Origin of the sequence: Maribacter sp. 6B07 (genome assembly GCF_002700155.1) — a bacterium.
GTDB lineage: Bacteria > Bacteroidota > Bacteroidia > Flavobacteriales > Flavobacteriaceae > Maribacter > Maribacter dokdonensis.
The window spans coordinates 1,224,646-1,248,806 of record NZ_PDUT01000001.1 but is presented as its reverse complement, the minus strand read 5'-3'; the positions used below and the strand labels follow the sequence as shown (position 1 = coordinate 1,248,806).

Annotated in this window: 22 protein-coding genes and 1 tRNA gene; 16 read left to right on the top strand and 7 right to left on the bottom strand. The window is 33.1% G+C overall.

All coding sequences use genetic code 11. From position 1 onward, the window contains the following. Nucleotides 1-54 precede the first annotated feature (54 nt). Nucleotides 55-1,029, top strand: coding sequence for a polyprenyl synthetase family protein (locus CSC80_RS05225; protein WP_099190286.1), 975 nt, complete (start codon nt 55-57; stop codon nt 1,027-1,029). Here CSC80_RS05225 and CSC80_RS05220 read toward each other — a convergent pair. Next, nucleotides 1,026-2,168 (bottom strand): lycopene cyclase family protein, encoded by a 1,143-nt coding sequence (locus tag CSC80_RS05220; RefSeq protein WP_099190283.1) that lies wholly within the window; start codon nt 2,166-2,168, stop codon nt 1,026-1,028. The genes CSC80_RS05225 and CSC80_RS05220 overlap by 4 nt on opposite strands. Before the next feature lie 75 nt (nt 2,169-2,243). Further along, entirely contained in the window at nt 2,244-4,520 is a 2,277-nt protein-coding gene (locus tag CSC80_RS05215) for a TonB-dependent receptor (RefSeq protein ID WP_099190281.1), read from the bottom strand. 78 nt (nt 4,521-4,598) lie between these two features. Between CSC80_RS05215 and CSC80_RS05210 the strand changes: the two genes are divergently transcribed. The 4 genes from CSC80_RS05210 (at nt 4,599) to CSC80_RS05195 (ending at nt 7,053) form a co-directional block, all read left to right on the top strand. Beyond that, entirely contained in the window at nt 4,599-5,261 is a 663-nt protein-coding gene (locus CSC80_RS05210) for a metal-dependent transcriptional regulator (RefSeq protein WP_058105099.1), read from the top strand. Between the two features lie 19 nt (nt 5,262-5,280). Beyond that, nucleotides 5,281-6,102: a ZIP family metal transporter gene (locus CSC80_RS05205; protein ID WP_058104361.1), complete on the top strand. Its 822-nt coding sequence runs from the start codon at nt 5,281-5,283 to the stop codon at nt 6,100-6,102. A gap of 63 nt (nt 6,103-6,165) precedes the next feature. Then, nucleotides 6,166-6,606 (top strand): hypothetical protein, encoded by a 441-nt coding sequence (locus CSC80_RS05200; RefSeq protein WP_099190279.1) that lies wholly within the window; start codon nt 6,166-6,168, stop codon nt 6,604-6,606. A 24-nt stretch (nt 6,607-6,630) separates the two neighbouring features. Next, a complete protein-coding gene (locus CSC80_RS05195) occupies nt 6,631-7,053 on the top strand; it encodes a DUF2141 domain-containing protein (protein WP_071341003.1) in 423 nt (140 codons plus the stop codon). A 3-nt stretch (nt 7,054-7,056) separates the two neighbouring features. On the opposite strand, the gene CSC80_RS05190 is transcribed toward CSC80_RS05195, so the two are convergent. Then, nucleotides 7,057-7,464, bottom strand: coding sequence for a TonB-dependent receptor plug domain-containing protein (locus CSC80_RS05190; protein ID WP_099190277.1), 408 nt, complete (start codon nt 7,462-7,464; stop codon nt 7,057-7,059). 69 nt (nt 7,465-7,533) lie between these two features. Between CSC80_RS05190 and CSC80_RS05185 the strand changes: the two genes are divergently transcribed. Then, complete coding sequence (locus CSC80_RS05185) at nt 7,534-7,920, top strand: DUF423 domain-containing protein (RefSeq protein ID WP_058104357.1); 387 nt, start codon at nt 7,534-7,536, stop codon at nt 7,918-7,920. Here CSC80_RS05185 and CSC80_RS05180 read toward each other — a convergent pair. From CSC80_RS05180 to CSC80_RS05165, 4 genes are all read right to left on the bottom strand, one after another. Beyond that, on the bottom strand, nt 7,917-9,455 hold the full coding sequence (locus tag CSC80_RS05180) for a carboxypeptidase-like regulatory domain-containing protein (protein ID WP_099190275.1): 1,539 nt from the start codon (nt 9,453-9,455) through the stop codon (nt 7,917-7,919). The genes CSC80_RS05185 and CSC80_RS05180 overlap by 4 nt on opposite strands. 257 nt (nt 9,456-9,712) lie before the next feature. After that, a complete protein-coding gene (gene feoB / locus CSC80_RS05175) occupies nt 9,713-11,905 on the bottom strand; it encodes a ferrous iron transport protein B (RefSeq protein WP_099190273.1) in 2,193 nt (730 codons plus the stop codon). Further along, nucleotides 11,902-12,147 (bottom strand): FeoA family protein, encoded by a 246-nt coding sequence (locus tag CSC80_RS05170; RefSeq protein WP_058104354.1) that lies wholly within the window; start codon nt 12,145-12,147, stop codon nt 11,902-11,904. The genes feoB and CSC80_RS05170 overlap by 4 nt, the downstream gene beginning before the upstream one ends. Nucleotides 12,148-12,253: 106 nt before the next feature. Beyond that, nucleotides 12,254-12,937 (bottom strand): SCO family protein, encoded by a 684-nt coding sequence (locus CSC80_RS05165; protein WP_099190271.1) that lies wholly within the window; start codon nt 12,935-12,937, stop codon nt 12,254-12,256. 162 nt (nt 12,938-13,099) lie between these two features. Here CSC80_RS05165 and rseP point away from each other — a divergent pair, with 162 nt between their 5' ends. The 10 genes from rseP to CSC80_RS05105 all read left to right on the top strand — a co-directional run bounded on the left by rseP (nt 13,100) and on the right by CSC80_RS05105 (nt 24,157). Continuing rightward, nucleotides 13,100-14,449: an RIP metalloprotease RseP gene (rseP, locus tag CSC80_RS05160; protein WP_099190269.1), complete on the top strand. Its 1,350-nt coding sequence runs from the start codon at nt 13,100-13,102 to the stop codon at nt 14,447-14,449. Between the two features lie 80 nt (nt 14,450-14,529). Next, a tRNA-Asn gene (locus tag CSC80_RS05155) sits at nt 14,530-14,603 on the top strand. Nucleotides 14,604-14,832: 229 nt separating this feature from the next. Beyond that, entirely contained in the window at nt 14,833-16,044 is a 1,212-nt protein-coding gene (locus CSC80_RS05150; RefSeq protein ID WP_099190267.1) for a site-specific integrase, read from the top strand. A 285-nt stretch (nt 16,045-16,329) separates the two neighbouring features. Beyond that, nucleotides 16,330-17,097, top strand: a complete 768-nt coding sequence (locus CSC80_RS05140) for a hypothetical protein (RefSeq protein ID WP_099190263.1) — start codon at nt 16,330-16,332, stop codon at nt 17,095-17,097. Nucleotides 17,098-17,207: 110 nt separating this feature from the next. Continuing rightward, the gene (locus CSC80_RS05135) at nt 17,208-17,552 is read left to right on the top strand and encodes a hypothetical protein (protein WP_099190261.1); all 345 of its coding nucleotides are present in this window, start codon (nt 17,208-17,210) and stop codon (nt 17,550-17,552) included. A 99-nt stretch (nt 17,553-17,651) separates the two neighbouring features. Continuing rightward, nucleotides 17,652-18,389, top strand: coding sequence for an AAA family ATPase (locus CSC80_RS05130; RefSeq protein WP_099190259.1), 738 nt, complete (start codon nt 17,652-17,654; stop codon nt 18,387-18,389). A gap of 891 nt (nt 18,390-19,280) precedes the next feature. Then, a complete protein-coding gene (locus CSC80_RS05120) occupies nt 19,281-20,360 on the top strand; it encodes an AAA family ATPase (RefSeq protein ID WP_099190255.1) in 1,080 nt (359 codons plus the stop codon). Then, nucleotides 20,341-20,997 carry an NUMOD1 domain-containing DNA-binding protein gene (locus CSC80_RS05115; protein WP_236973325.1) on the top strand — a complete coding sequence of 219 codons (657 nt, stop codon included), beginning with the start codon at nt 20,341-20,343 and terminating at the stop codon, nt 20,995-20,997. The genes CSC80_RS05120 and CSC80_RS05115 overlap by 20 nt, the downstream gene beginning before the upstream one ends. Nucleotides 20,998-21,083: 86 nt before the next feature. Next, nucleotides 21,084-22,013, top strand: coding sequence for a carboxypeptidase regulatory-like domain-containing protein (locus CSC80_RS05110; protein WP_099190251.1), 930 nt, complete (start codon nt 21,084-21,086; stop codon nt 22,011-22,013). Next, nucleotides 22,010-24,157, top strand: coding sequence for a tetratricopeptide repeat protein (locus CSC80_RS05105; protein WP_099190249.1), 2,148 nt, complete (start codon nt 22,010-22,012; stop codon nt 24,155-24,157). Before CSC80_RS05110 ends, CSC80_RS05105 begins: the two co-directional genes overlap by 4 nt. The last annotated feature ends 4 nt before the right edge of the window (nt 24,158-24,161 follow it).

The window sequence follows — 24,161 nt, the reverse complement described above, 5'->3', positions numbered from 1 at the left end:
AAAAGGGGGCTTATTCAACCATTTTTGTTCTATTTTTGTGCAAAATTGCAAAGAATGCATACTATTAGTGAATATCGAGATGAGTTTATTGCGTATTTAGACTCTATGAAGATTACAAAAGAGCCTAGAAACCTGTATGAGCCTATCACATATATTCTAGGTTTAGGCGGCAAAAGGTTAAGACCGGTATTGGTTTTAATGACTGCTGAAATTTTTAATACCGATTTTAGAAAAGCTTTAGATGCTGCCGTTGCTGTTGAGGTCTTTCATAATTTTTCTTTGGTTCATGATGATATTATGGACGATGCACCGGTACGTAGGGGTAAAACTACGGTACATGAAAAATGGGATATTAATACGGGTATTCTGTCTGGTGATGCCATGTTGATAATGGCCTATCAACTTTTTGAAAATTATGAGCCTAATGTTTTTAGAGATTTGGCCAAGTTGTTTAGTAAAACGGCACTTGAAGTTTGTGAAGGTCAACAATACGATGTAGATTTTGAAACTAGGGATGATGTGATGTTGCCCGAGTATCTTAAAATGATAGAATACAAAACTGCCGTCTTAGTTGCAGCTGCGTTAAAAATGGGCGCTATAGTTGCAGGTGCACCAGATGAAGCACAGCAACAGATGTACAATTTTGGACTAAACCTTGGTATAGCTTTTCAATTACAAGATGATTTTTTAGATGTTTTTGGTGATCCTAAAACCTTTGGTAAGCAGGTTGGTGGTGATATTATTGAAAACAAAAAGACCTACCTATATCTTAAAGCTTTAAATTCTGGATCAGAAGTAATCGCTAAAGAATTAGAGCATTTATATTCTATTCACCCAAAAGAGGCCGAAGCTAAAATTAACGCAGTGCGTTCTATATTTGAAAAGACAAAAGCGGATCAAGCTACTAAAACTGCCATTGCAGATTACACGGCTAAAGCTTTTGATGTTCTTGATGATATGGATATTAATCCTGAAAATAAAGAACTGCTAAGACAGTTTGGGGAAAACTTAATGAATAGAACGGTTTAGAAAATTCGTTTTATCAATGCTTTGATAAACGGTTGTTTAGGGCAAGAGTTGATATATTCCAAATCTTCTATGAGACTTGTTTTTTCATCTAAAAACTTAAAAACCTTTTGTGGTGGTAATGCTTTAAAGATAGATTCGAATATTACATGCCCATTGGCATTGTCATTGTAAAGTACATCTAAAAAGAGCATGTCATAAAACCAAAATTTGCCTTTCAATTTTAATTTTTTCAGAGGTTTCCCCTCTTTAATGAATGCTATCAATTTTGGTATTTTGTTTGCCGTACTCATAAAAGTATAACCTGTGCTGGGTTTGGCCCAACCCCCTGCGGTACCTATATAGCGTATTCTGTTGGTATGGTGCTCCCTAAAGTCATACGCTGTCATAGGTATACTGCCAAATTCTCTTTCTATAATCTCATATTCCTGGCATTGAAACCGTTGTAAAATATAGTCTTCTATGGCTTCTTCATACTCAGGTGTTGGCAATAGCTTTTCTGAAAACAAAGTGTATTCTATTAATGCGGTATCATTGGAGTAGGGCAGTACATACATAAATCTTGTATTGCCTTTTTGAGGTATGGAAAAATCCATATATGTGACTTCCTCGGTATTGAAAATAGGTTTGTTGACCTTTATTACCCAGCCTATAAAATGCTGCTGTAATACGGGATATTTTGTTTGCTGGGTAGCCATTTTATAATCAAAAAGGCTATTGAATATATACTTGCCGGTATAGGTGTTGTTTACTGCTTTAACCGCAACTTGGTCTTCAGTTTCGGAGATACCCACCACGGTGTCTTGCACAAATGTTATATTGCTAGTTGCCTTTACCTTTTTTAGGTAATGATCATAGAAGTCGATACCTCTTATCATTTTATAAGAATATGGGTCGATTTTGATTCTTTTGGCAACATCTTCTCCTTGAAAATGAATGGAATTCCACTTCTTATGGATAATCTCTTCAAATTGATCGTTACCTTTTTCCCAAAAACACCACGTTCTGTCGTTGCTATTTTTTAGTACTTTGTCAAGCAGTAAAATCTTTTTTTGATCAAAAAACGAATCGTTGGCCATAGCATCTGCCAACAATAGACCAGATGCGCCTGCGCCAATGATAATGTAATCGAATTCGTTCATGAATTTTTCAGATTGTTCTCAGCTTTTTTAAGGTCTAGCACTTCAAAAGTACAAAATAGCATGTGTCTTTAATACTTAATTCAATGTATAACGTAGCCCAATAAAAGAACGGATTCCTTGATTTGGTCCATAGACGTAAGATGGGTCAAATGTTAATGCGTTCGGGTTATTGGGTGTGGCAACCGCATTGCCATTTGCATCAAAGGTAACTTCTTTGTCAAAAGGATCGTTGGCACGGGCAATGATAAAGGGGTTCCCTCGGTTGGGTGTCCAGTCCAGTAAATTTTTAACTCCTCCATAAATTTCAAAATTCTTTATCCCATCATAAGATAGTTGTATATTTTGAATACTCCACGCGGGTGAAAAATCTCGCCTGGGATCACTTTCCCCTAAGGTTGGTAATCGCATAGGGCCATATAAATTACCCGTATAATCTATCTTTAAATTCCATGGCCTAATTTGGTACCCAACACTCCAATTGGCGGAATACCTTTCTGTTAAAATTTGACGTTGCGTAACCCCATTTTCAGTATTGCTCACGTTCTGTAATGTTCCTCCGATCATAAATTGTAAACCATTGTACATGGTTATATCTATGTTTGCACTTATTCCCTTTGAAATTGATTTTCCTTCTAAATTGTCATATATAATTTGGTTGGGGTTGGTGTCGTAATCAGGGATTATAACATTTTGGAAATAGGTGTAAAATACTGAAGCATCTAAACTTACAAACGTGCCATTATCACCGTAAATTTTCTTCAGAAAGTTAAGATTTACATTAAATGATTCTTCCGGTTCCAGTTCTTCTGCAATAATGACATCTCTAGAACCGGTAAGTGCTGCATGATCTTCTGTGAATAGATTTACCACTCTAAAACCGGTACCCGCATTTAAGCGAATAATGTCATTTTCGGTAAACTTAAAACGATAGGCCGCTCTTGGCGTAAAGATATTGCCGTGGCGGTTGTCATAATCATATCTGCCCCCTAGGAGAAGGGAATGTTTTTTATTGAACGCTATCTCATCCTGTAAAAAAATACTCGGTATAATTACTTCATCGGGCTCATTACCATTCGTGTTCGCGGTAGCTGGCGTATTGTCGTCATAATAATTATAACGTAATGCAGTACCTGCTAAAAGGCTATGTTTTCCTATGTTTTTATCCCATGTTAACTGGGTAAAACCAATACGTTGATCTGCCAAATAAGGAACATCGCCATAAACGGAATTTTGTTTGTGGTCATTATAGGAAAAGGAAAGCATCATTTGCTCTTCTACCGGCAACTGGTACTTGCCTAAAACTTCCCATCTACGGGTGTAAATACTTTCCCCATAAATTTCATCACCGCCTCTAAATTCTGGAGTCCATTGCAGTTCACCTCCCCATCTATCTTCATAAAAAAACCTTCCTGCCAAAGAAAGGATTCTGGAGTCTTTTCTTTCAAAATTCCATTTTTGAAAAACAGATATGCGATCTTGTAATGTAAGATCGGTAAAATTATCTCCATTATTGTCAATAGGGTTATCGTACTTAAAATAATTGGCACCTAAGAGAACATTGGCTTTTTTGCCAACATTAAACTTAGTTCCTATGTCTAAATTAAATTCTCCCCAACCGGTTACAAAACTATCTGCAAAAAAATCTGGGGCAGATAAGTTGTTCTTTGTAATAATATTAATGAGTCCGCCAACGGCTTCACTTCCATATAATGTAGAAGCTGGGCCTTTAACCACTTCAACTTGTTCTATAAGTGAATTGGGAATTCCTGAGAGTCCGTATACAGTTCCCAAACCACTAACTATGGGCATGCCATCTATTAAGACTAGGGTGTACGGACCTTCTAGTCCATTAATATGAATATCACCTGTATTACAAACATTACAGTTTATTTGTGGTCTTACTCCGTTTACATTCTGTAATGCTTCAAAAATACTTGGTGTTGGGTTCTTTTTAAAAAAGGTAGGTGTATATACTTCTACCGGTACTGGACTTTCTAATCTACTAACAGGTTTTAGAGTGCCTGTAACTACCATTTCATCAAGAGATTCGGTTGATGGTTTTAGGTCAATATTTACAATTTGGTCTTCATCTTCGGAAACGGAGATCGATTTACGAAATTGTTCAAAACCTATATTGGAAGCAATGATAATGTAATCGCCAGAAGGAATATTTTTAAGTAAGTATTGACCGTTTTCGTCTGACGCAGTGCCAATTTGAGTGCCTTTCAAATAAATATTTACATAGGCTTCAGGAAATCCATTTGAAGATATGGTTCCAGATATGGTAGCTTTTTGAGCATTTACAGTTGTAAAAGCTAAAATAGAGCAAGCGAAAAATAATATTTTAAACATCTAAAATTAAATTTAGACAAATCTAAAAAATTGTTTTTAGGTATAAAAATGTATTTTTGTGTTAATATTGCTTTTCAAATGACATTATCAGAAGAAGATTACATAAAGGCCATTTATCACCTAAGTGATTTTAACAGCAAATCTGTTGCAACAAATGCCATTGCAGAACAGATGAAGACAAAACCTTCTTCTGTAACCGATATGGTAAAAAAGTTGTCTGAGAAATCTTTGGTGAACTATAAGAAATACCAAGGTGTCTCACTATCGGAAAAAGGCAGGTTGGTTGCCCTTTCCATTATTAGAAAACATCGTTTATGGGAGGTTTTTTTGGTAGATAAACTTAATTTTTCTTGGGATGAGGTTCATGTGGTTGCAGAGCAATTGGAACACATAAAAAGTGATGCTTTAATTGATAAGTTAGACGCCCATTTAGGATACCCTAAAGTAGATCCGCATGGCGATCCTATTCCTAACAAAGATGGTGTGTTTACAAAATCCGTAAAGAAGTTGATCAGTGATTTGCCGGTGGGTAGTCAAGGGGTTTGTGTTGGCGTCAACGATTCTTCCGCGGCATTTTTAAAGTTTTTGGACAAGAATAAAATTGCCTTGGGCGATACCTTTAAAATATTGGAAATTGAAGAGTTTGATGGTTCCGTTACCATCTCCACCAGGTCGGGCTCCATTAGAATATCAAAACAGATTGCAACAAATTTATTTTTGGAGATTGTAGATGAAGAGTAGCATATTAATTATATGAATTATGGATGAAATTATAGCGTATTTTGAATCAATAGATCCCGTACTGGCAGCATTTTATGCTACATTGTTTACTTGGGGCCTCACAGCAGCGGGCGCAGCACTGGTTTTTCTTTTTAAAACAATGAACCGTGCTGTTTTAGACGGAATGTTAGGGTTTACTGGCGGCGTAATGGTAGCGGCCAGTTTTTGGAGCTTACTGGCGCCAGGTATAGAAATGAGCCCAGGTGAAGGGTTTGTGAAAGTTATACCGGCAGGAGTAGGTTTTTTGCTAGGTGCTTTGTTCATTTTTGGGTTGGATAAAGTATTGCCCCATTTACATATTAATTTTAAGGAAGACGAGGCAGAAGGTGTTAAAACACCTTGGCGTAGAACAACCTTACTTACGTTGGCCATCACATTACATAACATACCGGAAGGTTTAGCGGTTGGTGTACTTTTTGGGGGAGTGGCCGCTGGTTTTGATGGCGCCTCTATTGGTGGTGCCGTTGCTTTGGCCTTAGGTATTGGTCTGCAAAACTTTCCGGAAGGTTTTGCCGTTGCCATGCCGTTACGTAGGCATGGACTGAGCAGGACAAAAAGTTTTATGTTCGGTCAGGCTTCCGCATTGGTAGAGCCTGTTGCGGCAGTACTAGGGGCGTGGGCCGTGCTTACTTTTCAACCTATACTGCCATATGCGCTTTCTTTTGCGGCCGGCGCAATGATCTTTGTGGTCGTAGAGGAAGTTATACCAGAAACACAGCAAGATAAGTACACTGATATTGCTACCATGGGCTTCATTGGTGGCTTCATCATCATGATGACCCTAGATGTTGGTTTAGGTTAATAATTTAATTTGAATTTTACCGTTTAAGGCAATAGTATGGTTAACTTGATACTTTAAACCTTTATGCATTTTACCAAGAAAAATTGGGTATGGACAGTGGTGTTGATTCTAACAGTAATCTGTTGCGCGTTCATTTTAATACTTCATTTAAAAAATTGGGTAAGTAATAGTGACAATAGCCTAGGAATTCGTTCCGGGTTTTATAATGTTGAAATTCCATTAAATGAACTAGATAGTGTAGTGTTGGTTGAAAGAATACCGCCAATGGAGCGTTTGCACGGTTTTTCTGCGCTGGAAAAAGAGAAAGGTGTCTTTAGGGAGTTTAAAGATTCTTTGACAGACAAGAAAGTTCATGTATTTGTAGATAATATTGAACAACATAAAGTTAAGTTGGTCTATAAAGACTCTACTTACGTATATTTTAATCTAAAAGACTCGGTCCAAACTTTACAATTGTTTCAGAAACTCAGCGGAAAAATAGGGGCATTGAGCGCGCCTAATTAAATTGTAGGTTTAAAATAATATGGCATGATAAAAGGGAATCTATTGGTACTATTTGTTTTAGGATTGATGTCTACAGGTCTATTTGCTCAGCATAATATTAGTTTAAATATTGATGGGGTTACCTCTGAAGAAGGTAATATCTGTTTTGCCGTTTATACTGATGAAAGTTCCTTTTTAAAGTTTGATAAGGTATATAAATCCGGTTCTGAAAAGGCCGTTAAGGGTAAGACGGTTTTTGATATTGAAAACTTGCCCGATGGTGAGTATGCCATTGCTATATTTCATGATGCTAACGGAAATAATAATTTAGATACCAACATGTTGGGTATTCCAAAAGAGCAAATAGCATTCTCTAAAGGAAAAATGAAAATGTTTGGTCCGCCAAAATATACCGAGTGTGCCTTTATTCTAGATTCAAATATGCAAATGAATATCAGTTTGCAGTAAATGCTAATAGCTTGTAATTTTGATAACTCCGTTGGCTCCCTGAGTACCATAACCAGCAGCATCTGCACCCGATAAAATAACTATTTTCTTCACATTATAGCTATCTATTAACTCGTTGATCGAATGAAAAGAATTTCCAATTATCTGATTGTTTAAAACGTACAAAGGTTCTTGACTGCCACCAGAGGCAAAGGAATTACTGGTCTTATTGATTATAGGTATATTGTTTTGCAAGACTATGCCACTCTTTTGGCGTATACGTTGTAGTAGAGAAACGTTCGCCCTGTTTTTTTCTCTCAATTCCACATCTAAAGAAGATGTACCGTTATTGGCATTACTTGTGTTTTTTGATGATCCGCAGCCGGTCATTATCAAAAGCATAAAACCATAGACAGTAATAAACTTTTTCATTTTTTGATAATTAGTTTTATGTAAGGTATACAATTAAATGGATGCCATTATCTTTGAAAGAAAAATTTTATGGTATTAGTTGCGCAATTGGTAGGAGCCTTATTAGGATTATTAGCAGTAGTATTTGGGGCATTTGGTGCACATTTGTTAAAGAAAACGTTTACTGAAGATCAACTGAATAGTTTTGAAACAGGAGTAAAATATCAAATGTACCACGCACTTTTACTATTGATGTTAAGTTTCAACCTTAATCTAGAAACTGGTCTAGAAAAGGCAATTATCTATTGCATCATCATTGGAATCATTCTTTTTTCCTTTAGTATTTACGGATTGTGTATATCTGCATCCAAAGGAAATAAAATAAAAATACTGGGTCCTATTACTCCAATTGGAGGTTTGCTTTTGGTAACGGGTTGGGGGCTTTTGTTCTATAATATAGTTAAGAACTATATTTAATCAATGGTGGTTGACTTAAACTCTTTTATTGCTGTATTGGGTTCCATAATGGCGTAGCCTTCCCAAAAATTAGGATCGTATTTAGGCATATATGTCGGTGATACGGCATTGTTTTCTGTAAAACCATCAAAGGTAGCTTGGTCTATTTGATCAGATTCAAAAATGATCAATTCATTCTTAACAACATTTATAAAGACAAAATCCATATCGCCAGATAGCTCATTTTGTTTGTTTTTGCCTTTTACGATTTTATTCTTTTCAATGATTTTTAATGGTCTTCTAACACCAATACGTTCACCTACTTCAGACTCATAATAGCGTAGGCCGTAATGGTCAAATGCATCTTTTTGATAAATGACTTTTCCTTTAGATAAATAGGTATTTGTTGAAATCCCTAAAAGACTGAATTTTTTAACAGGCTTTACATTGCTATAGTCTATTTGCAGTACGGCAAAATCATCTGCATTTATATATAGTGTTCCTTCAAAATCTGCTGATCCACTTGGTTTAAAAGAGATGACGTAAACGGCATCATTACCTAAATATGTGAATTCTTGCAATGTATAATCATACTTTCTGGATTTTACTATAAAGTTTAGATCATTGTCTTCTTGCGTGGGTAAATTATTGAAGATATTGTTCAATTGACTTTTTTTCCAATTGGCGTAGTTTTTCTGTTGCAGCTCTTTATCTTTCTTCTTTTTCTCTAGCTGTTCGTTGGCAGCGGCTACATCTGTAGAGTCAATATCTTCTTCAAGAAATTCGCTAACCTCCTCGGCATCTATTTTAGTACCGAACAAACCGGATTTTATCTTGAAATAAGATCCTTCTTTAACATTTTCACGAAGTATTTCATTGAATTTTTCCTCTAATTTTTCAGCATCAAGTTCCTTGCTTTTATCAAATAGTTTGGAGGCTTTTAAAAGATTTAACTTTAATAAATCTTCATGTGGGTTGCCGTATAGATCGCCAACAATTTCAGAATAATAACTGTTGTCCTTGGGTACAGTGGTTATAACACTATCTAGAAATTGTTGGTTTAGTATATCTATGGATGATTTTTTGACTTTAAAATCACTTTTTGTCCATCTATCAAAGTTAGATGACCTATGGAACAATCGTTTTTTAGTGAGGTCGGTCTTATAGTTTTTGTCTAGATTTTCAACTACAAAATCTATTATTTCGTCAGCAGTATAATTTTTATTGGATACTATAACCTCTCTTAGTTCAATGGCTTTGGGTACGAGTAATATTCTAGAGCTTGTAAACTCTGAAATAGGTTTGGCAAGGGTTTCATAACCCATTGAGGAAATAATGAGAGAGTCAGATTCTTGTATAGTTTCGTTCAAGATAAAATTGAAATTGCCCTCTTCATTGGTAATGACTCCTTTTTCTTTTAATTGAACAGTGGCGTAAGGAATAGGTTGTTGGGTAATGCTATCTAAAACGTTGGCGCTTAAGTTCTGTGCACTAGTGTTTAAAATGGTGAAAACAAAAAATGTAAAAAGTAATAAGTGGGTTGGCTTATTGTTCATATTGTTAGATTATTCCTACGCAATCTAAACGAACAAAAGCAAGAAACGTTACAGTTTTAGAAACTGTTATGAGTCTTTTATAGCTATTTTAACTTATCAATAAAGATTAGTGGCAGCCACAATCATCTTGACCACAGGATTTAGCGTTGTTTTTTTTGCCGGACCAAATAGATTTAGGAATCAAAAATTTATTTACCAAATACCCTACGGAAATAGCTAGGGTTATGTAAACCAATATGTGTTGTATAATGTCCATATTATTTTAATAATTGGTATGCTATTAAAGCTACAATATAAGCAAAAAGGCTCATGAATACTAGCTGTCCTGCTGGCCATTTCCAAGAATTCGTCTCCCTTTTTACTACCGCCAAGGTGCTCATACATTGCATAGCGAATGCATAGAACAATAGTAATGAAATGCCCGAGGCTAAATTAAACAATGGTTTTTTTGTTTTGGGATCTACTTCTGCAGCCATTCTATTTTTAATGGTTTCCTCTTCATCATTCCCTACACTGTAAATAGTAGCTAATGTACCTACAAAAACCTCTCTTGCCGCAAAGGATGTTAAAACGGCTATTCCTATTTTCCAGTCATAACCTAAAGGTCTTACTATAGGTTCTATGGCTTTGCCCATATAACCCATATAGGAATGCTCTAATTTATAGCTGGCAATTTCTTGGTTTAATGCTCTTTCTTGCAATTCTTGCTGTTGAACAGCTTTCTTTTTTATGGAAAGAGTGTTTGCTTGTGCTTCTTGTTGATTTTCAAAGTAAACCTCGCTATTGGCGCTATACCCCTTTTCTTTAATTCTTTGTGCTACTATGGTTTCGGCATTTTTAAATTCATCCGAGAATCCGTTAGAGCCCAAAAACCAGAGCACAATAGATATGGCCAATATTATTTTACCTGCGCCAAAGACAAAACTTTTTGTTTTTTCAAGAACGGTGTAGGCAACGTTTTTTATCAACGGTAGTTTATAGTTGGGCATTTCAACCACAAAGAAAGACCTACTTTTAATTTTTAAGATCTTGTTCAGGATTACCGCCGACAGAATAGCAGCTCCAAAGCCCATTAAATATAATGACATTAAGGTCAAGGCCTTATAACTTAATCCAAGAAAACTGCCTTCGGGTATGACCAAGGCAATGATAATTAGGTAGACCGGTAACCTTGCCGAACAAGTAGTGAACGGGGTTACTAGAATAGTAATTAACCTTTCTTTCCAGTTTTCAATAGTTCTAGTAGCCATTACCGCTGGAATAGCACATGCGGTACCTGAAATTAATGGAACCACACTTTTACCGCTCAATCCAAAGGGCCTCATTATCCTGTCCATCAAGAAGACTACCCTGCTCATATAGCCTGTTTCTTCCAGTAGGGCTATAAATAAGAATAAGAATGCTATTTGTGGTATGAATATGACGATACCACCAATACCGGCTAAAATACCCTCTGCAATAAGATTGGTAAATACTCCCGGTGGCAATGTATCTTTCACCCATTCTGTAGCCGATGCAAAAAAACCATCAATTAAATCCATGGGATATTCGCTCCAACCATAAATGGCTTGAAAAATGGTGAGCAGTATTAAAAAGAAAATTGCATAACCAAAGACTTTATGGGTCAAGACTTTGTCTAAAGTAGCTCTAAATCCTTTGGCGGCATTGGCATCTACTTTATACGTTTCCTTTAAAATACCGTTAATGAATTGATAACGTAATATGGTTTCTTTCTGCTGTAAACGTTTAAGCTCGGATTTTGATTTTGTGGTAAAGGAAGATGTGTCTTTTGTAAACGTTTTTTTCAACGGCATAAAGTTCACGTCTTGGGTAATGACCAACCATAACTTATAGATATCCTCTTTCGGAAAAGCTTCTGTAAGTCGTTCAAAATAATCAGGTGCAATAACCGATATATCTACATTTTGTCTTTTTGGTAGAAGTTTATAGTCTGCAATGAGATTTCTTAATCTATCTATACCCGTTTCTTTCCTAGTACTTACCAGAGCAATTTTAGAGTTTAACTTTTGCTCCAATAACTCAATATCTATGGTAATCCCTTTACGAACCATACGATCGGCCATATTAATGACTAAAATGGTAGGTATTTTTAAGTCCTTGATCTGTGTAAAAAGAAGAAGGTTTCTTTTTAGGTTTTCTACATCAGATACGACAATGGCAACGTCTGGGTGGTCTTTGTCGTTCTTATTTAAAAGAAGTTCAACGGCAACACTTTCATCTAATGATGTAGTGTTTAAACTATAGGTACCCGGTAAATCTAAAATGTGAGCTTTGACACCACGGGGCAATTTGCAAATACCCTCTTTCTTTTCTACGGTAATACCTGGGTAATTACCAACTTTTTGGTTTAGTCCGGTAAGCTGATTGAAAACCGATGTTTTACCGGTATTAGGGTTGCCTATAAGGGCTACATTGATCTGTTTGCTCATATAACCGCATTGTCATCAATAATATCAAGTGCTATATGTAAGGCCATTTCTCGTCTAATGGCAATATGAGATCCGTTGACATTAATATATATTGGGTCTTTTAATGGTGCTACCTGTACCAATTCTACTTCATTACCAGGTAAACAACCCATTTCAAGTAGCTTGATCGGCAATAGGTCTTGAGTGAATTCTTTTATGATTCCTCTTTGACCTCTTTTTAAATGTGCTACTGTAGTCTCCAATCTTTATTTAGATTCATTATAAGTAAGGCAAAAGTAAATGAAATAATTCAATTAAGGAATTATTACATCTTAAAACTAGTTTCGCCTTGGGCAGGTAATAGCCCAGTTAATTATCTAGTTCGTCGTAAGAATTTTTTAGAATTTCAATATCGGCCATAATTTTATCCATATCCTCTTTTTTAGTGCCATCATAAAAGCCCCTTATGCGTTTATCCTTATCCACTAAAATAAAATTTTCGGTATGTATCATATCAAATGGTCCGCCATCGCCATCGGTTTTAACGGCCAAATAAGATTTTCGTGCCAATTCATAGATCTGTTTTTTATCACCCGTAACTAAATTCCAATTCCTGTCATCCACCCCTTTTTCAATAGCATATTTTTTAAGCTGTTTAACCGAGTCGATCTCTGGAGTAACGGAATGTGATAACAACATAACATCAGAATCTTTGCCCAGTGCCTTTTGTAGGTCTACCATGTTTTTGGTCATGATAGGGCAAATAGTTGGGCAGGTGGTGAAAAAGAAATCGGCTATATAGATTTTACCTTTGTAATCTTCTTGGGTAATGGTCTTGCCATTTTGGTTGGTCAATGAAAAATCTGCAATGGTATGGTACTTTCTAACATGTTGAATTTCTTCTGCTACCAGTTCTGAGTTTACCATGGCAGGAGAATATACGGGCAACAGTTTTACAGGCTGTAGGGCATTATAGAATAAATATATGATTATGACGGAGAGTACTAAAAGTACTATTCCAAAAATCTTGAATTTTGCGAAGAAAGACCGCATACTATTTTTTTACAAAGGTACGCTAGGGGTGTCAAGATTTCAAGTAAATATAGCTGTCTTGCTGATAAATTATTCATAAAATACCATAAGGTCAGTGGGTTTCTTTTTTTTAGCGGTTGTAAAAATGTACTTTTGTGCGATTTTAATTTTCACGAAATAAGGATGAGCCCCATTGTAATAAAGACAATTCAATTTTTTTTAAGCCTTTCAATATTAATAGTACTACACGAGTTAGGGCATTTTATACCGGCAAAATATTTTAAGACCAGAGTTGAGAAATTCTACTTGTTCTTTGATGTAAAGTTTTCACTGTTTAAGAAGAAGATAGGTGAGACCGAATACGGTATTGGTTGGTTGCCCCTTGGCGGATATGTAAAAATATCTGGTATGATAGATGAGAGCATGGACAAAGAAGCCATGGCAGAAGAACCTAAGGAGTGGGAGTTTAGAAGCAAACCGGCTTGGCAGCGTTTAATTATTATGTTGGGCGGAGTAACGGTAAATTTCATTTTGGCCGTTGTTATTTTCATTGGTCTGGCATATGCCTATGGTGAAACATACATTGCAAACGATAGTCTAAAAGACGGAGTATGGATTACCGATACTACGTTGGGTGATGCACTAGGTATACAAACAGGTGATAAGGTTCTTGCCGTTGACGGTAAAGAAATTGAATCTTTGAATACCATAGTTCCAGAAGTGGTTTATGGAGAGAATATAACTATTGAACGTGACGGACAGAAAATTGAAATGGAAATTCCTGTCAATTTTATAGAAACAATTTCAGAAAATAAGGAACAAGTTCGATTTATTAAACCAAGATTGCCATGGGTAATTAGTGAAGTTCCTGAAGATTCCCAAAATGCTAGTGTAGGTTTTCAAGCGGGTGATGTTTTGACGACTATTGCAGGTAGTTCAGTTAAATATCAGGATCAAGTTTTTCCTATTTTAGAATCTAACAAAGGAAAGATAGTAGACCTGATAGTAAATCGTAATGGAACAGATGTACCTTTAAAGGCTAAGATTTCAGAAGAAGCTAAGCTAGGACTAATGATTGGTATGACTGGTGCTGATGCAGAGAAACAAGGATTTTTGAAATATAACACTACTGATTACACTTTCCTAGAATCTATCCCAGCAGGATGGAACAAAGGTGTGAAGACACTTACAGATTACATTAAGGGAATGAAGAAGATTTTTAATCCTGATACCGGTGCTTATAAAGAAGTTGGTGGTTTTGCTGCCATTGGTGGTATGTTCCCGGATACTTGGAACTGGCCAGCGTTTTGGGCTACAACGGCATTTATATCTATTATATTAGCGTTTATGAATATTCTGCCAATACCAGCTTTAGATGGCGGCCACGTAATGTTTTTGCTTTATGAAATGATTACAGGTAGAAAGCCAAGCGATAAGTTTTTAGAGTATGCACAGATCACCGGATTCTTTATTTTAATAGCACTTTTACTGTTCGCAAACGGTAATGATGTTTATAAAGCGATATTTAAATAAAAAAAATAATTTATTTGTTTGGCGACTTTCAAAAAACTACTATATTTGCACCCGCTTTAGGAAACTAAAACGGGTTATTTTCCTCCTTAGCTCAGTTGGTTAGAGCATCTGACTGTTAATCAGAGGGTCCTTGGTTCGAGCCCAAGAGGGGGAGCAAAAAGCGAAATCCAATCTATTTATTTAGGTTGGATTTTTTGTTTTTGGTAAGTAAATACGGGGTAATGCCTGTTATATATGTACTAATTGCACTTTCCTTATATAAGTCAACTTGTCAAGTTATTTAGTGAAAAAAGGTTCCCAACAAGGTTCCCACTAAATATTTCAAGGTTCCCATTTTCAAAACCTGAATTGTATGCCAATTGTTTAACTAAAACCAATTGGTCATGAATCAAAACAAATTATCAGTTCGCTTTGTAATTAATAAAGCAAAAATTAATAAAAGTGGCTTATGCCCTATATCTTGTAGATTAACCTTTAAACAAAAAAGAAAAGCTTTTTCAACTGGAGAGTTTATAAATATATTGGATTGGAATGCTAAAAACCAAAAAGCTAATCCTAAAACTAGTATAGGTCAACAAATCAATGTTCAATTGCAGATTATTTTAGCTAATGTTAAAAAAGCTCATCTAAAACTACAAATGTTGGAGTGCGAGTTTAATGCTGATGATATATATCTGAAATATCTTGGTAAGGTTGATAAGAAAGAGGACTATGTAATATCTTATTTCGAAAAGTTTCTTGCTAAGCAATTTAAGTTAATAGGAAAGGACCTGAAATTATCCACTTGGAAGAAATTTGAATATGTATACAATGATGTTAAAGGGTTTATTAAATCTAAATACGATAAGATGGATTATCCTTTAATTAGCCTGAATCAATCATTCTTAGATGATTTCGTTTACTATCTTAAAACCGTTAAGAACCAAAAACAAGTTACGATAAACAAGGTTGTTCAACGATTTAGAAAACCTATTAGGATGGCGTTAGCTGAAGGTTATCTCGAAAAAGACCCATTCGCACTGCATAAGCCTGGACGAGTTATAAAAGAGGTCGTATTCCTTTCAACAAGGGAGTTGAGGTTACTCGAAAATCATCGTTTTAATCAGCCTAGACTTCAACTGGTAAAAGACTTATTTATTTTTTGTTGTTATACTGGTTTAGCTTATTACGAAATGTCTAATCTTCAAAAAAATCATATTGTCGTTGGTTTTGATGGTAATCAATGGATTAGAATGAAAAGGGAGAAAACTGAAAAACTACTTTCTGTACCATTATTACCTAAGGCTCATTTAATTTTGAAAAAATATAAGAATGACGATGTTAATGCGCTACCTAAGTTCAGTAATCAGAAAATCAACTCTTATTTAAAAGAAATAGCGGGAATAGTGGGCATTGATAAATCTATTAGTCATCATGTGGCAAGAAAAACATTTGCATCTACCGTATTATTATATAATGATGTTCCTATGGAGATAGTAAGTGAGTTATTAGGGCATTCAAGTATGAAAATCACTCAAGAGTATTATGCTAAAGTTGTTCAAAAGCGTGTTGGAGTAGAGATGGAGATACTATCAAAAAAATTAAAAATCGAATAGTTCTGAAATGTTTACCTTAAGAATTTGAGATATATTATATAGGTTAGATACAGATGTATTGATTATTCCTCTTTCAATCCTACTGACTTGTGAAATTTCGATGTCGAGTTCATTAGCAAGATCCTCTTGAGTATAACCTTTAGAAAGTCTTAGCTTTCTAATATTTTTTCCAAAAGCAATTAAAAAATCTTTCTCATCATTGAACTCCACGGTTTAAAATTCGTGGAGTTTTTAAATAATCATATAGGCATATATGCCTATTTTTAACTTCGTAAAACAAGGATAATGAAAACACAAATTTTAGTACTATTTATTTTTTCGACCTTTTGCTTATCCTGCTCATTAAAAAAGGATAAAAGTAACCTTGAAAATTTAATTATATATGGTAAAGAATATATTTTAGAAAAAAACTTTGATAGTTTAGTTTCCTTAAATAATGGAGGAAAACCTATAGGAAAGTTGGTGAAATTAGTTGCTGAAGCAAATAATTATAAAATTAAAGATTTACTTGATAATAATTTTGAAATTCAGGTTCTTAAAATTAATGAAACAAATAAATCTGTCAGCTATTTTTTATATAATAATAATAATTTTTATAGACTTAATTGTGATATTGAAATTACCGATAATTCAGAATATTATTTTAGTGAAATGGTTTTAACCAACTTATCAAAAGAGTGTAATGGTGTCGAATTTGTACCTAAGACTAATGGATTTATAGAAAGAGAGGTTTCGATCTGGTCAACACTTTATAAAAACTCTTTTAGTAGTTATGTCCTGAGACTAAAAAATGTTTCAAAACAAGATTATTCAAGTTTTAAATATAAATTGGTTTTAAGGGATAAAAGTGGTCATGAATTTTTTAATAGAAGGTTAAGTCATAAAGGTGATTTTTACAGTAACGAGATTTTAGAATTGAGAATAGAACAATTGAATAACTATTTGACGGATTTCGACATTGTTGAAGGAAGCTTTAAATCTGAATTTAAAATTATAACATTAACACCAAAATCTAATAAAGAAAGTTGTACTTTGATAAAAGAGCTACAATAATTTTTTATTTTTTTTGAGATTTTCTTTTCCTTCCTTAACCCACAACCAGCCCCACCCTTTTTAGTTTTTGGGGAGTGTCCCCGCCTTTAAATAAACCAAAAACAAAAGAGATGGTTAAAGTAATTGATTATGAAACACGCCTAAATGATTTAGGTGAAGGTTTCAATGTACTTATTGTACAAGGAGGGCTTACGCCAGTTGTAAGCAAGGAAACAGGTAAAACTTATTTAACAGTTAAAAAAGCTTCACTGCCATGTACTTTCGATGAAGATACCTGTAAAGAAATAATTGGCGAAAGCTTAGAGGGTGAAATTCTTAAAGTTGAATGTGAGCCTTTTAGTTACATTAATAAAGAAACTGGCGACACAATCACCATGAGTTACCGGTATGAATTTATAAACAAAGAGCTTATGCTTCAAAATGAACATATGGTTGAAGGAGAAATGATTTCTTAAAATCAATTTAACTTATAGAATAAAGAGGGTCCTTATGGCTCTCTTTTTTTTTGATATAAGTACTAATAAAATCTTTAAGTAATCATTAATACACATGATATGGAATTAAAAAAAGCAGAGAAAAAAGATATTAAATTAAGAATTGGTTTAAGTGGTGCTTCAGGTTCTGGTAAAAGTTATAGTGCATTGCTACTAGCTTATGGTATTACTGGGGATTGGACTAAAATAGCTGTTATCGACACTGAAAATGGAAGTTCTAATCTATATGCGCATTTAGGTAGATTTAATGTTCTTAAGTTAAAAGAGCCCTATAGTCCAGAAAACTTTATTAAAGCGATTAAAGACTGTGAAAACGCTTCTATGGAGGTTATAATAATTGATTCAATTACTCATGAGTGGAAAGGTGTCGGAGGTTGTTTAGATCTTCATAGGAATTTAGGGGGACGGTTTCAGGATTGGAATAAAATAACCCCAAGACATCAAAAATTTATAAGTAGTATTCTTAATTCATCTTGTCATATAATTACAACCGTAAGGCGGAAGATAGAATACGTAATAGGAAAAGATGATAAAGGTAAATTAACGGTATGTAAACTTGGAACCAAAGAAGAGACTAGGAACGATTTTCAGTATGAACTCACATTAAACTTTGAGTTCACAGGAAATCAAAATCAAGTTAGAGTCACAAAGGATAGGACAGGATTGTTTTCTACTCAAGAATTTATAATTAGTAATAAAACGGGTTTGATGTTAGTAGAGTGGTGTATGCTTCCTAATCAGAAACCTAGTACAGAAATAAGAACAAGTATTAACAGCCTAAATTCAGTCGTTTCTTGAATTGTTGAAGTTTAGTTTAATTAATAATACATAGCGCTTCAATGAAAAATAATGAATTAGTTCACTTATTAGAATACGCTTCTCCTTTCAGCATTTTAATTGTGGATGCGAATAATACATTGCTTGAACTGAGATGTCCTTTTAATGTTATTGGAATTAACGACCATAACTTAATATTACAAAATGAGGTGTATGTAGTAGAGAGGATTCGCATTTCAAAAGAATTAAGTGTCGTATATGAAATAGAGCAAAGGCTATTTCATTATTATCATTTTGACATTTTAAATTAAAGAGATTTTTATATTGTATTTTGATAACCAACTTTTGAGACGGACTTTTTGCTCTAAAAACTAAAAAGCCCCCTGAAAACGTTTTAAGCTTAACTTGTTTAAGGCTGTATTTTGTATGCAATATCTGATTAAAGTAACAAATACAGCCTTTTATTATTAATAAAATTCGGATAAAACAAGTAAATAATGTTAAAAGTGTTAAAAAACTTGTTTTATTAAGACATTATGTTGTATTTTTACCAAAATCGAAAAGGTTTGATGCCTTTTTTAGTTTAAGACTTCACAACTGTACCCTACCACATAAAATTTATAACTAGATTAAAGACAACTGAATATAAACACGTCTTAGTCTTCAAAAAATTCAAGCCATTACTCATACAAGAGAATGGCTTTTTTTTAGTCTTTTCGATTATAAAGTAGAGTTTCTATATGAGACTAGTAAGATATGAATCGGAAAGACAATATGTAAATGTCATTCATTCCACTTAATTTCTTCTCTAGAACAAGCCTATTCTCTACTTAAAATAATTATTCAGAAAATTATAGGCTTCTGAAATAATGTCCTGACTAGACGGACTAGTCGGACTAAATGAAAGAATAGATGGAAGAATTTAAAGATTCAAATGAAGAAGATGCAAAGATTAAAATTGTAAAAGCAATTGATTTAATTAAAAGAGTAAAAAAGGAACCTAAACCAAAATTTATTTGGAAAGGAATTCCAGAAGGTTCCTGTGGTTTAATTTCAGGTGTAGCTAAAACTGGGAAAACGACATTTGCAGAAAATTTAGCAATTAGTATAAGTGTAGGTAAGCATGAGTTTTACGGCAATAAATTGGATGGTATTCCAAGGAAGATTTTGTTTGTAAACCTAGAGGAAAGTTATAGATTAAGAAGTGCTCGAAATTTAGAACAAATAGATAGGTTAAGTGAAATGGAAATCGAGCTATTTTCAGAAAACTATATTTCCACACCAGAAGACTTTCCTGAGTTTTTGAACACAGATGTAGATTGGATACTATTAAGAGATTACATTACAGCTTCAGAGGCAGAAATTATTTTCATTGATAGCTTAGGTCATATGTGTATAGGCGAAATAGAGAAAAGTTCAGTTTTTCAAAAATTTTCTCAAACCTTTAGAAAGTATATAAAAAGCTTAAATAAGACGATTATAATTGTTCATCACAATGTTAAAGGAAATGACAAGCCTACAGATCAGCATAATTTAGCCGGTAGTAGATTTGTTCAACAGGAATTTGAATTCGCCTTTAGTTTTTCTCCAATACCTACTGCTAAAGGTGGGAATTATTCGCATATGTTATTCAATAAATATGTAGAATGTGATAGTCGTGAAGCAACGTTATATAAAGTTTCTGATGACCGATGGTTTGAAGTGGTTGGAACAGAGAACGTTTATAAAATATATGCAGATTCCAGTTCTGATGGAAGAAAAGATTCTAAAAACTCAGAGAAGATGAAAGACTTTTTAGTTAGTCAGTATAGTTTGGGTAGTCAGACTATTTCATCCGAAGAGATAACTAAAGAATTTGTTGAAACCAATACTATGTCCAAAGACACTTGCTACAAAAAAATCAAAGTATTGCAAGATGAAGGTTTTTTGGAAAGAACAGGAAAAGGAACTTACAATATAACAATCAATACAGATGATGAAGGCAGAGTATAAAATTTACAAGGTAGAGAACCTTGAAAACGGCATGCTCTACATAGGTGCAACAACTAAAAGCATTGAAGAAAGAAAGGCTGACCATATATACAAATCTAAAACAGGTAATGGGAGTTTTTTTCATGAAGCAATCGGGACTTATGGTCCCGAAGCTTTCCAATGGGAGGTTATAGATACTGCTACTGATTTAAACGAGTTAGCATTAAAAGAATCTATGCATATAAAAGCATATCAAACCATGGAAAATGGCTATAATAAGGACGTTGGAGGAGGTTTTAAGAAGAAAATATACCAATATACTGAATGGGGGTTAAATGTAGGAGAATGGCCTTCATTGGCTTGGGCTGCATTGTCGGTGTTAGGAAAATCAAAGTCTATTTCAAATGTGTGTCTGGGTAATAATAAAACTTATAGAGGATATTATTGGAGTTATAAGTCTAATGATTTAAACATCATTTTTAATGAGGATAATAGAAAGAAAAAAGTAATTCAAAAAAATATCAATGGAAAAATAGTTGAAATTTTTGAATCTGTTTCTGATGCCTCTAATGAAACGGGAGTTTCTAAAACCTGTATTGCTAGATGTTGTAGAGGGGAGAGAAAATCTAGTAGAGGATACTTATGGGCATATGAATAGTGAATAAAATTTGATAAAGGGTAGTTTTAGAACTGCCCTTTTATTACTGTAAGATTTATCTTTAGAGTTCTTTAGGTTAACATTTTATGGAAAAGACTGATAACAAAATTAATTCTATTTTAAGAAAGTTAAATCAATTAGATTCAATTGACATTGTTCCGACTTTATTAAAGAAAGGTTTTACTAGTAATGAGGCTAATGAATTAGTAAACTACTTAGAGGAATATGAACTTGCAAAGTTTGATTGTAGTCCTGAGTTGAGATTTATTTCTACTTCCGAATCTTCTAATACAGTTGATTTGAAAGACCTATTTATAAGGGCAAAAATTACCATAAAAGGAAAGGAATATTTAAAGAATCATCAAACCTTCTTTGAAGAGTTGTATTACAGATATAAAATATATCTTTTTTATGGTTTACCTATTTTGCTATTTACATATTTAGGTTCGTACCTCTGGAACTTAGATTCAAAAACTCCAAAGATTGATTCATTAACTTTTACAGTTTTTGTTCATGGTCCAAAAGGATTAGACGACTTAATTTTAAAAAATGACGGTAAGGTAGTTTTAGTACTTAAATCAGATAAAAGAGAGGCTACCATAAATGAAAAAGGAGAAGCTACCTTTAAGGAAATACCATCAGTTTTTAAGGGGAAAAAAGTAAAAATCTTTATAAATCATCAACAGCCATATAGACCAATTCAATTAGACAGTTTATATACTGTTAATGATAAATCTTCTATTCATTTGGAGGTTAAATTATATGAAACTGATTCGATTTACGGAAGCATTTTTGATTCTAAAAACAATAAGGGTCTAGATAGTGTTAGGGTAAGTATCAGAAATATTTCAACTTATTCTGATAAATTTGGATATTATGAGTTAAAAATCCCAAATAAATATCAAAAAAAACTTCAAGATGTTCGCTTTGAGAAAAATGGATATAAAGCAATTGTAAAGGGAAATGTTCCTGTACATACAAAACAAGGTTTGGATATTTTATTAATTAAAGAATGAAATTAACACTACTATTAATTCTATTCACCTTGACAATTACGAGGGTGCACTCACAAAAAGATATTTCCATTTTCGGAAGAGTAGTAGTAATGAATAGTAAATATGAAACAGGAAACTATGAATATATAGAAAATTCTCTTATTGAAATTGATTGCCCTAGTGGAAATTGTAAATCTCAACTTACCGACTCAGATGGTAGATTTCATCTTATTGTTTCCGATCGACCTTTGCTTACAGAATTTAAATTAAAAGTCACTAAACCAGGATATTTTGTAGTTGATAAAAGCCAATTAAGTGTCTTTTTAGGTCAAACTGATGAAATTTTAATTACCCTTTCTACAGAGTCGCAATTGGAAAGAAATCGTTTGATTTATGAAAATAAACTTGAAAATTATATATCAAAGGATATTTATAAAGAAAAAATTTATTTAAAAGATAGTATTATTACTGAATTAAGTAATTTGTTTATTAATGAAACAATAGATAATAGGGAGTTAGAAACTAGATTATTGAGTAAGAACAACCTAATATCATTAATATCTAGTAAGTGGTCAAGAACTATATTGGATGATAAATCATCTTCTTATCAAGAGGGTTTTCAATATATTCAAAATGGTAATTTTGATTTAGCACTTATTGTATTTGAAAACCTTGAGATTGAATCTAGATTAAAAGAAAACAAAACTACAATTCAAATTGCTGATGACAATATATCCGATCAAAATAAAATTAAAAATGACGCCATTAATCAATTTGAAGAGGATATGTCAATTTTGCTTGAAAAAGCAAGGTTAAAATTATTAAAAAATGATATTAAAGGCTCAATAGCAGATTATAAAACTGGAATAAAATTTAGTCCAGATAATTTAACTTTTAAATTAGAACTTGCATCTGTATATCAAATCTTAAATAATAAAAAACTAGTTGGTCTTTACACTGAGGTCTTTGATAAAGAGGACGATTTATTTTTAAAAAGTTGTGCTTTAAATAATCTTGGGGGTTATTATGCTTCTAATGGTGAATTTAAGAAAGCCGAAAAATTATTATTAGAAGCAAAAGAAATTCGAGCTAATCTTTATCACAAGAATACGGCGAAAGGTAACTATATCCATACTCTTATAAATTTATCAGCATTATATTATTATAACAAAGAGTATAAACATGATTTAGCATTTAAAACTATAAATCAAGCTTTAAATATAGCTAAAGATTTATATAGCTCAAATAATGATTCTTATTTTGATTTATATATAGACACAATTTTAACATTCATTAGAATCTCAAAAGTAAATTTAAGTATAGATGAAATAAATGATTACTATGAGAAAATTGATTTATTATACAAATTACATGATAAAGAAAACAACAGAATTGAAAGGATAGATTTTCTTAATAGTTATGGTATTTTTTTGAGAGATAAAATTAAAGATATTAATAAAGCAAGGGAGATATTTGGTACTGCCATTAATCTATATATAGACACAAATGAATTAGACATCTTCTTTGAAGGTAATAATAATTTTACAGGTCATATTGATAGTAAATTAATTTTTTTGTATAAAAATGTTATCAGAACATTAAGTCCAAAAAAGGATAGTGACTACATAAGCGAGCTGTATTATTATATATTCATGATATTAGATTATTATAAAGAAAATTTACCAGAAAGATATTTTAAATTATGTATTCCCGTAATTTTAGATAATACCTTATTCCAATCATTATCTGGAAATTATGATAAACTGACAATTCAAAAAAATTATTTTGAACTGGAAAAGATGATTGTTAATGAGCTACCAGTTTACGAACAATTGGAATATTTAGCTTTATTAAATAGACAACGTTCTGTTTTTTATTTCAGCATAGAGGCGCATGTCAAAGCTTTAGAGTATAGTATTAAATCTGGAGAGTATTTTTTTGAGCTTTTCAATCTAAGACCTCAAGAATGGGCTTTAGATTTATTGATCAGTGATTGTAATTCTATTGGTATTTATATTGAAAAAAATGATAGAGAATTAGATAGCTATTGGATTAAGAAATTAAAAAAATCAAAAAGAAGATATTTAAAAAATGTTCAAAAAGAAAAAATTGAACAATCAAGAATTGACTATGTTAATTCTTTAATTGAAATACTAAAGAAATAGTTTA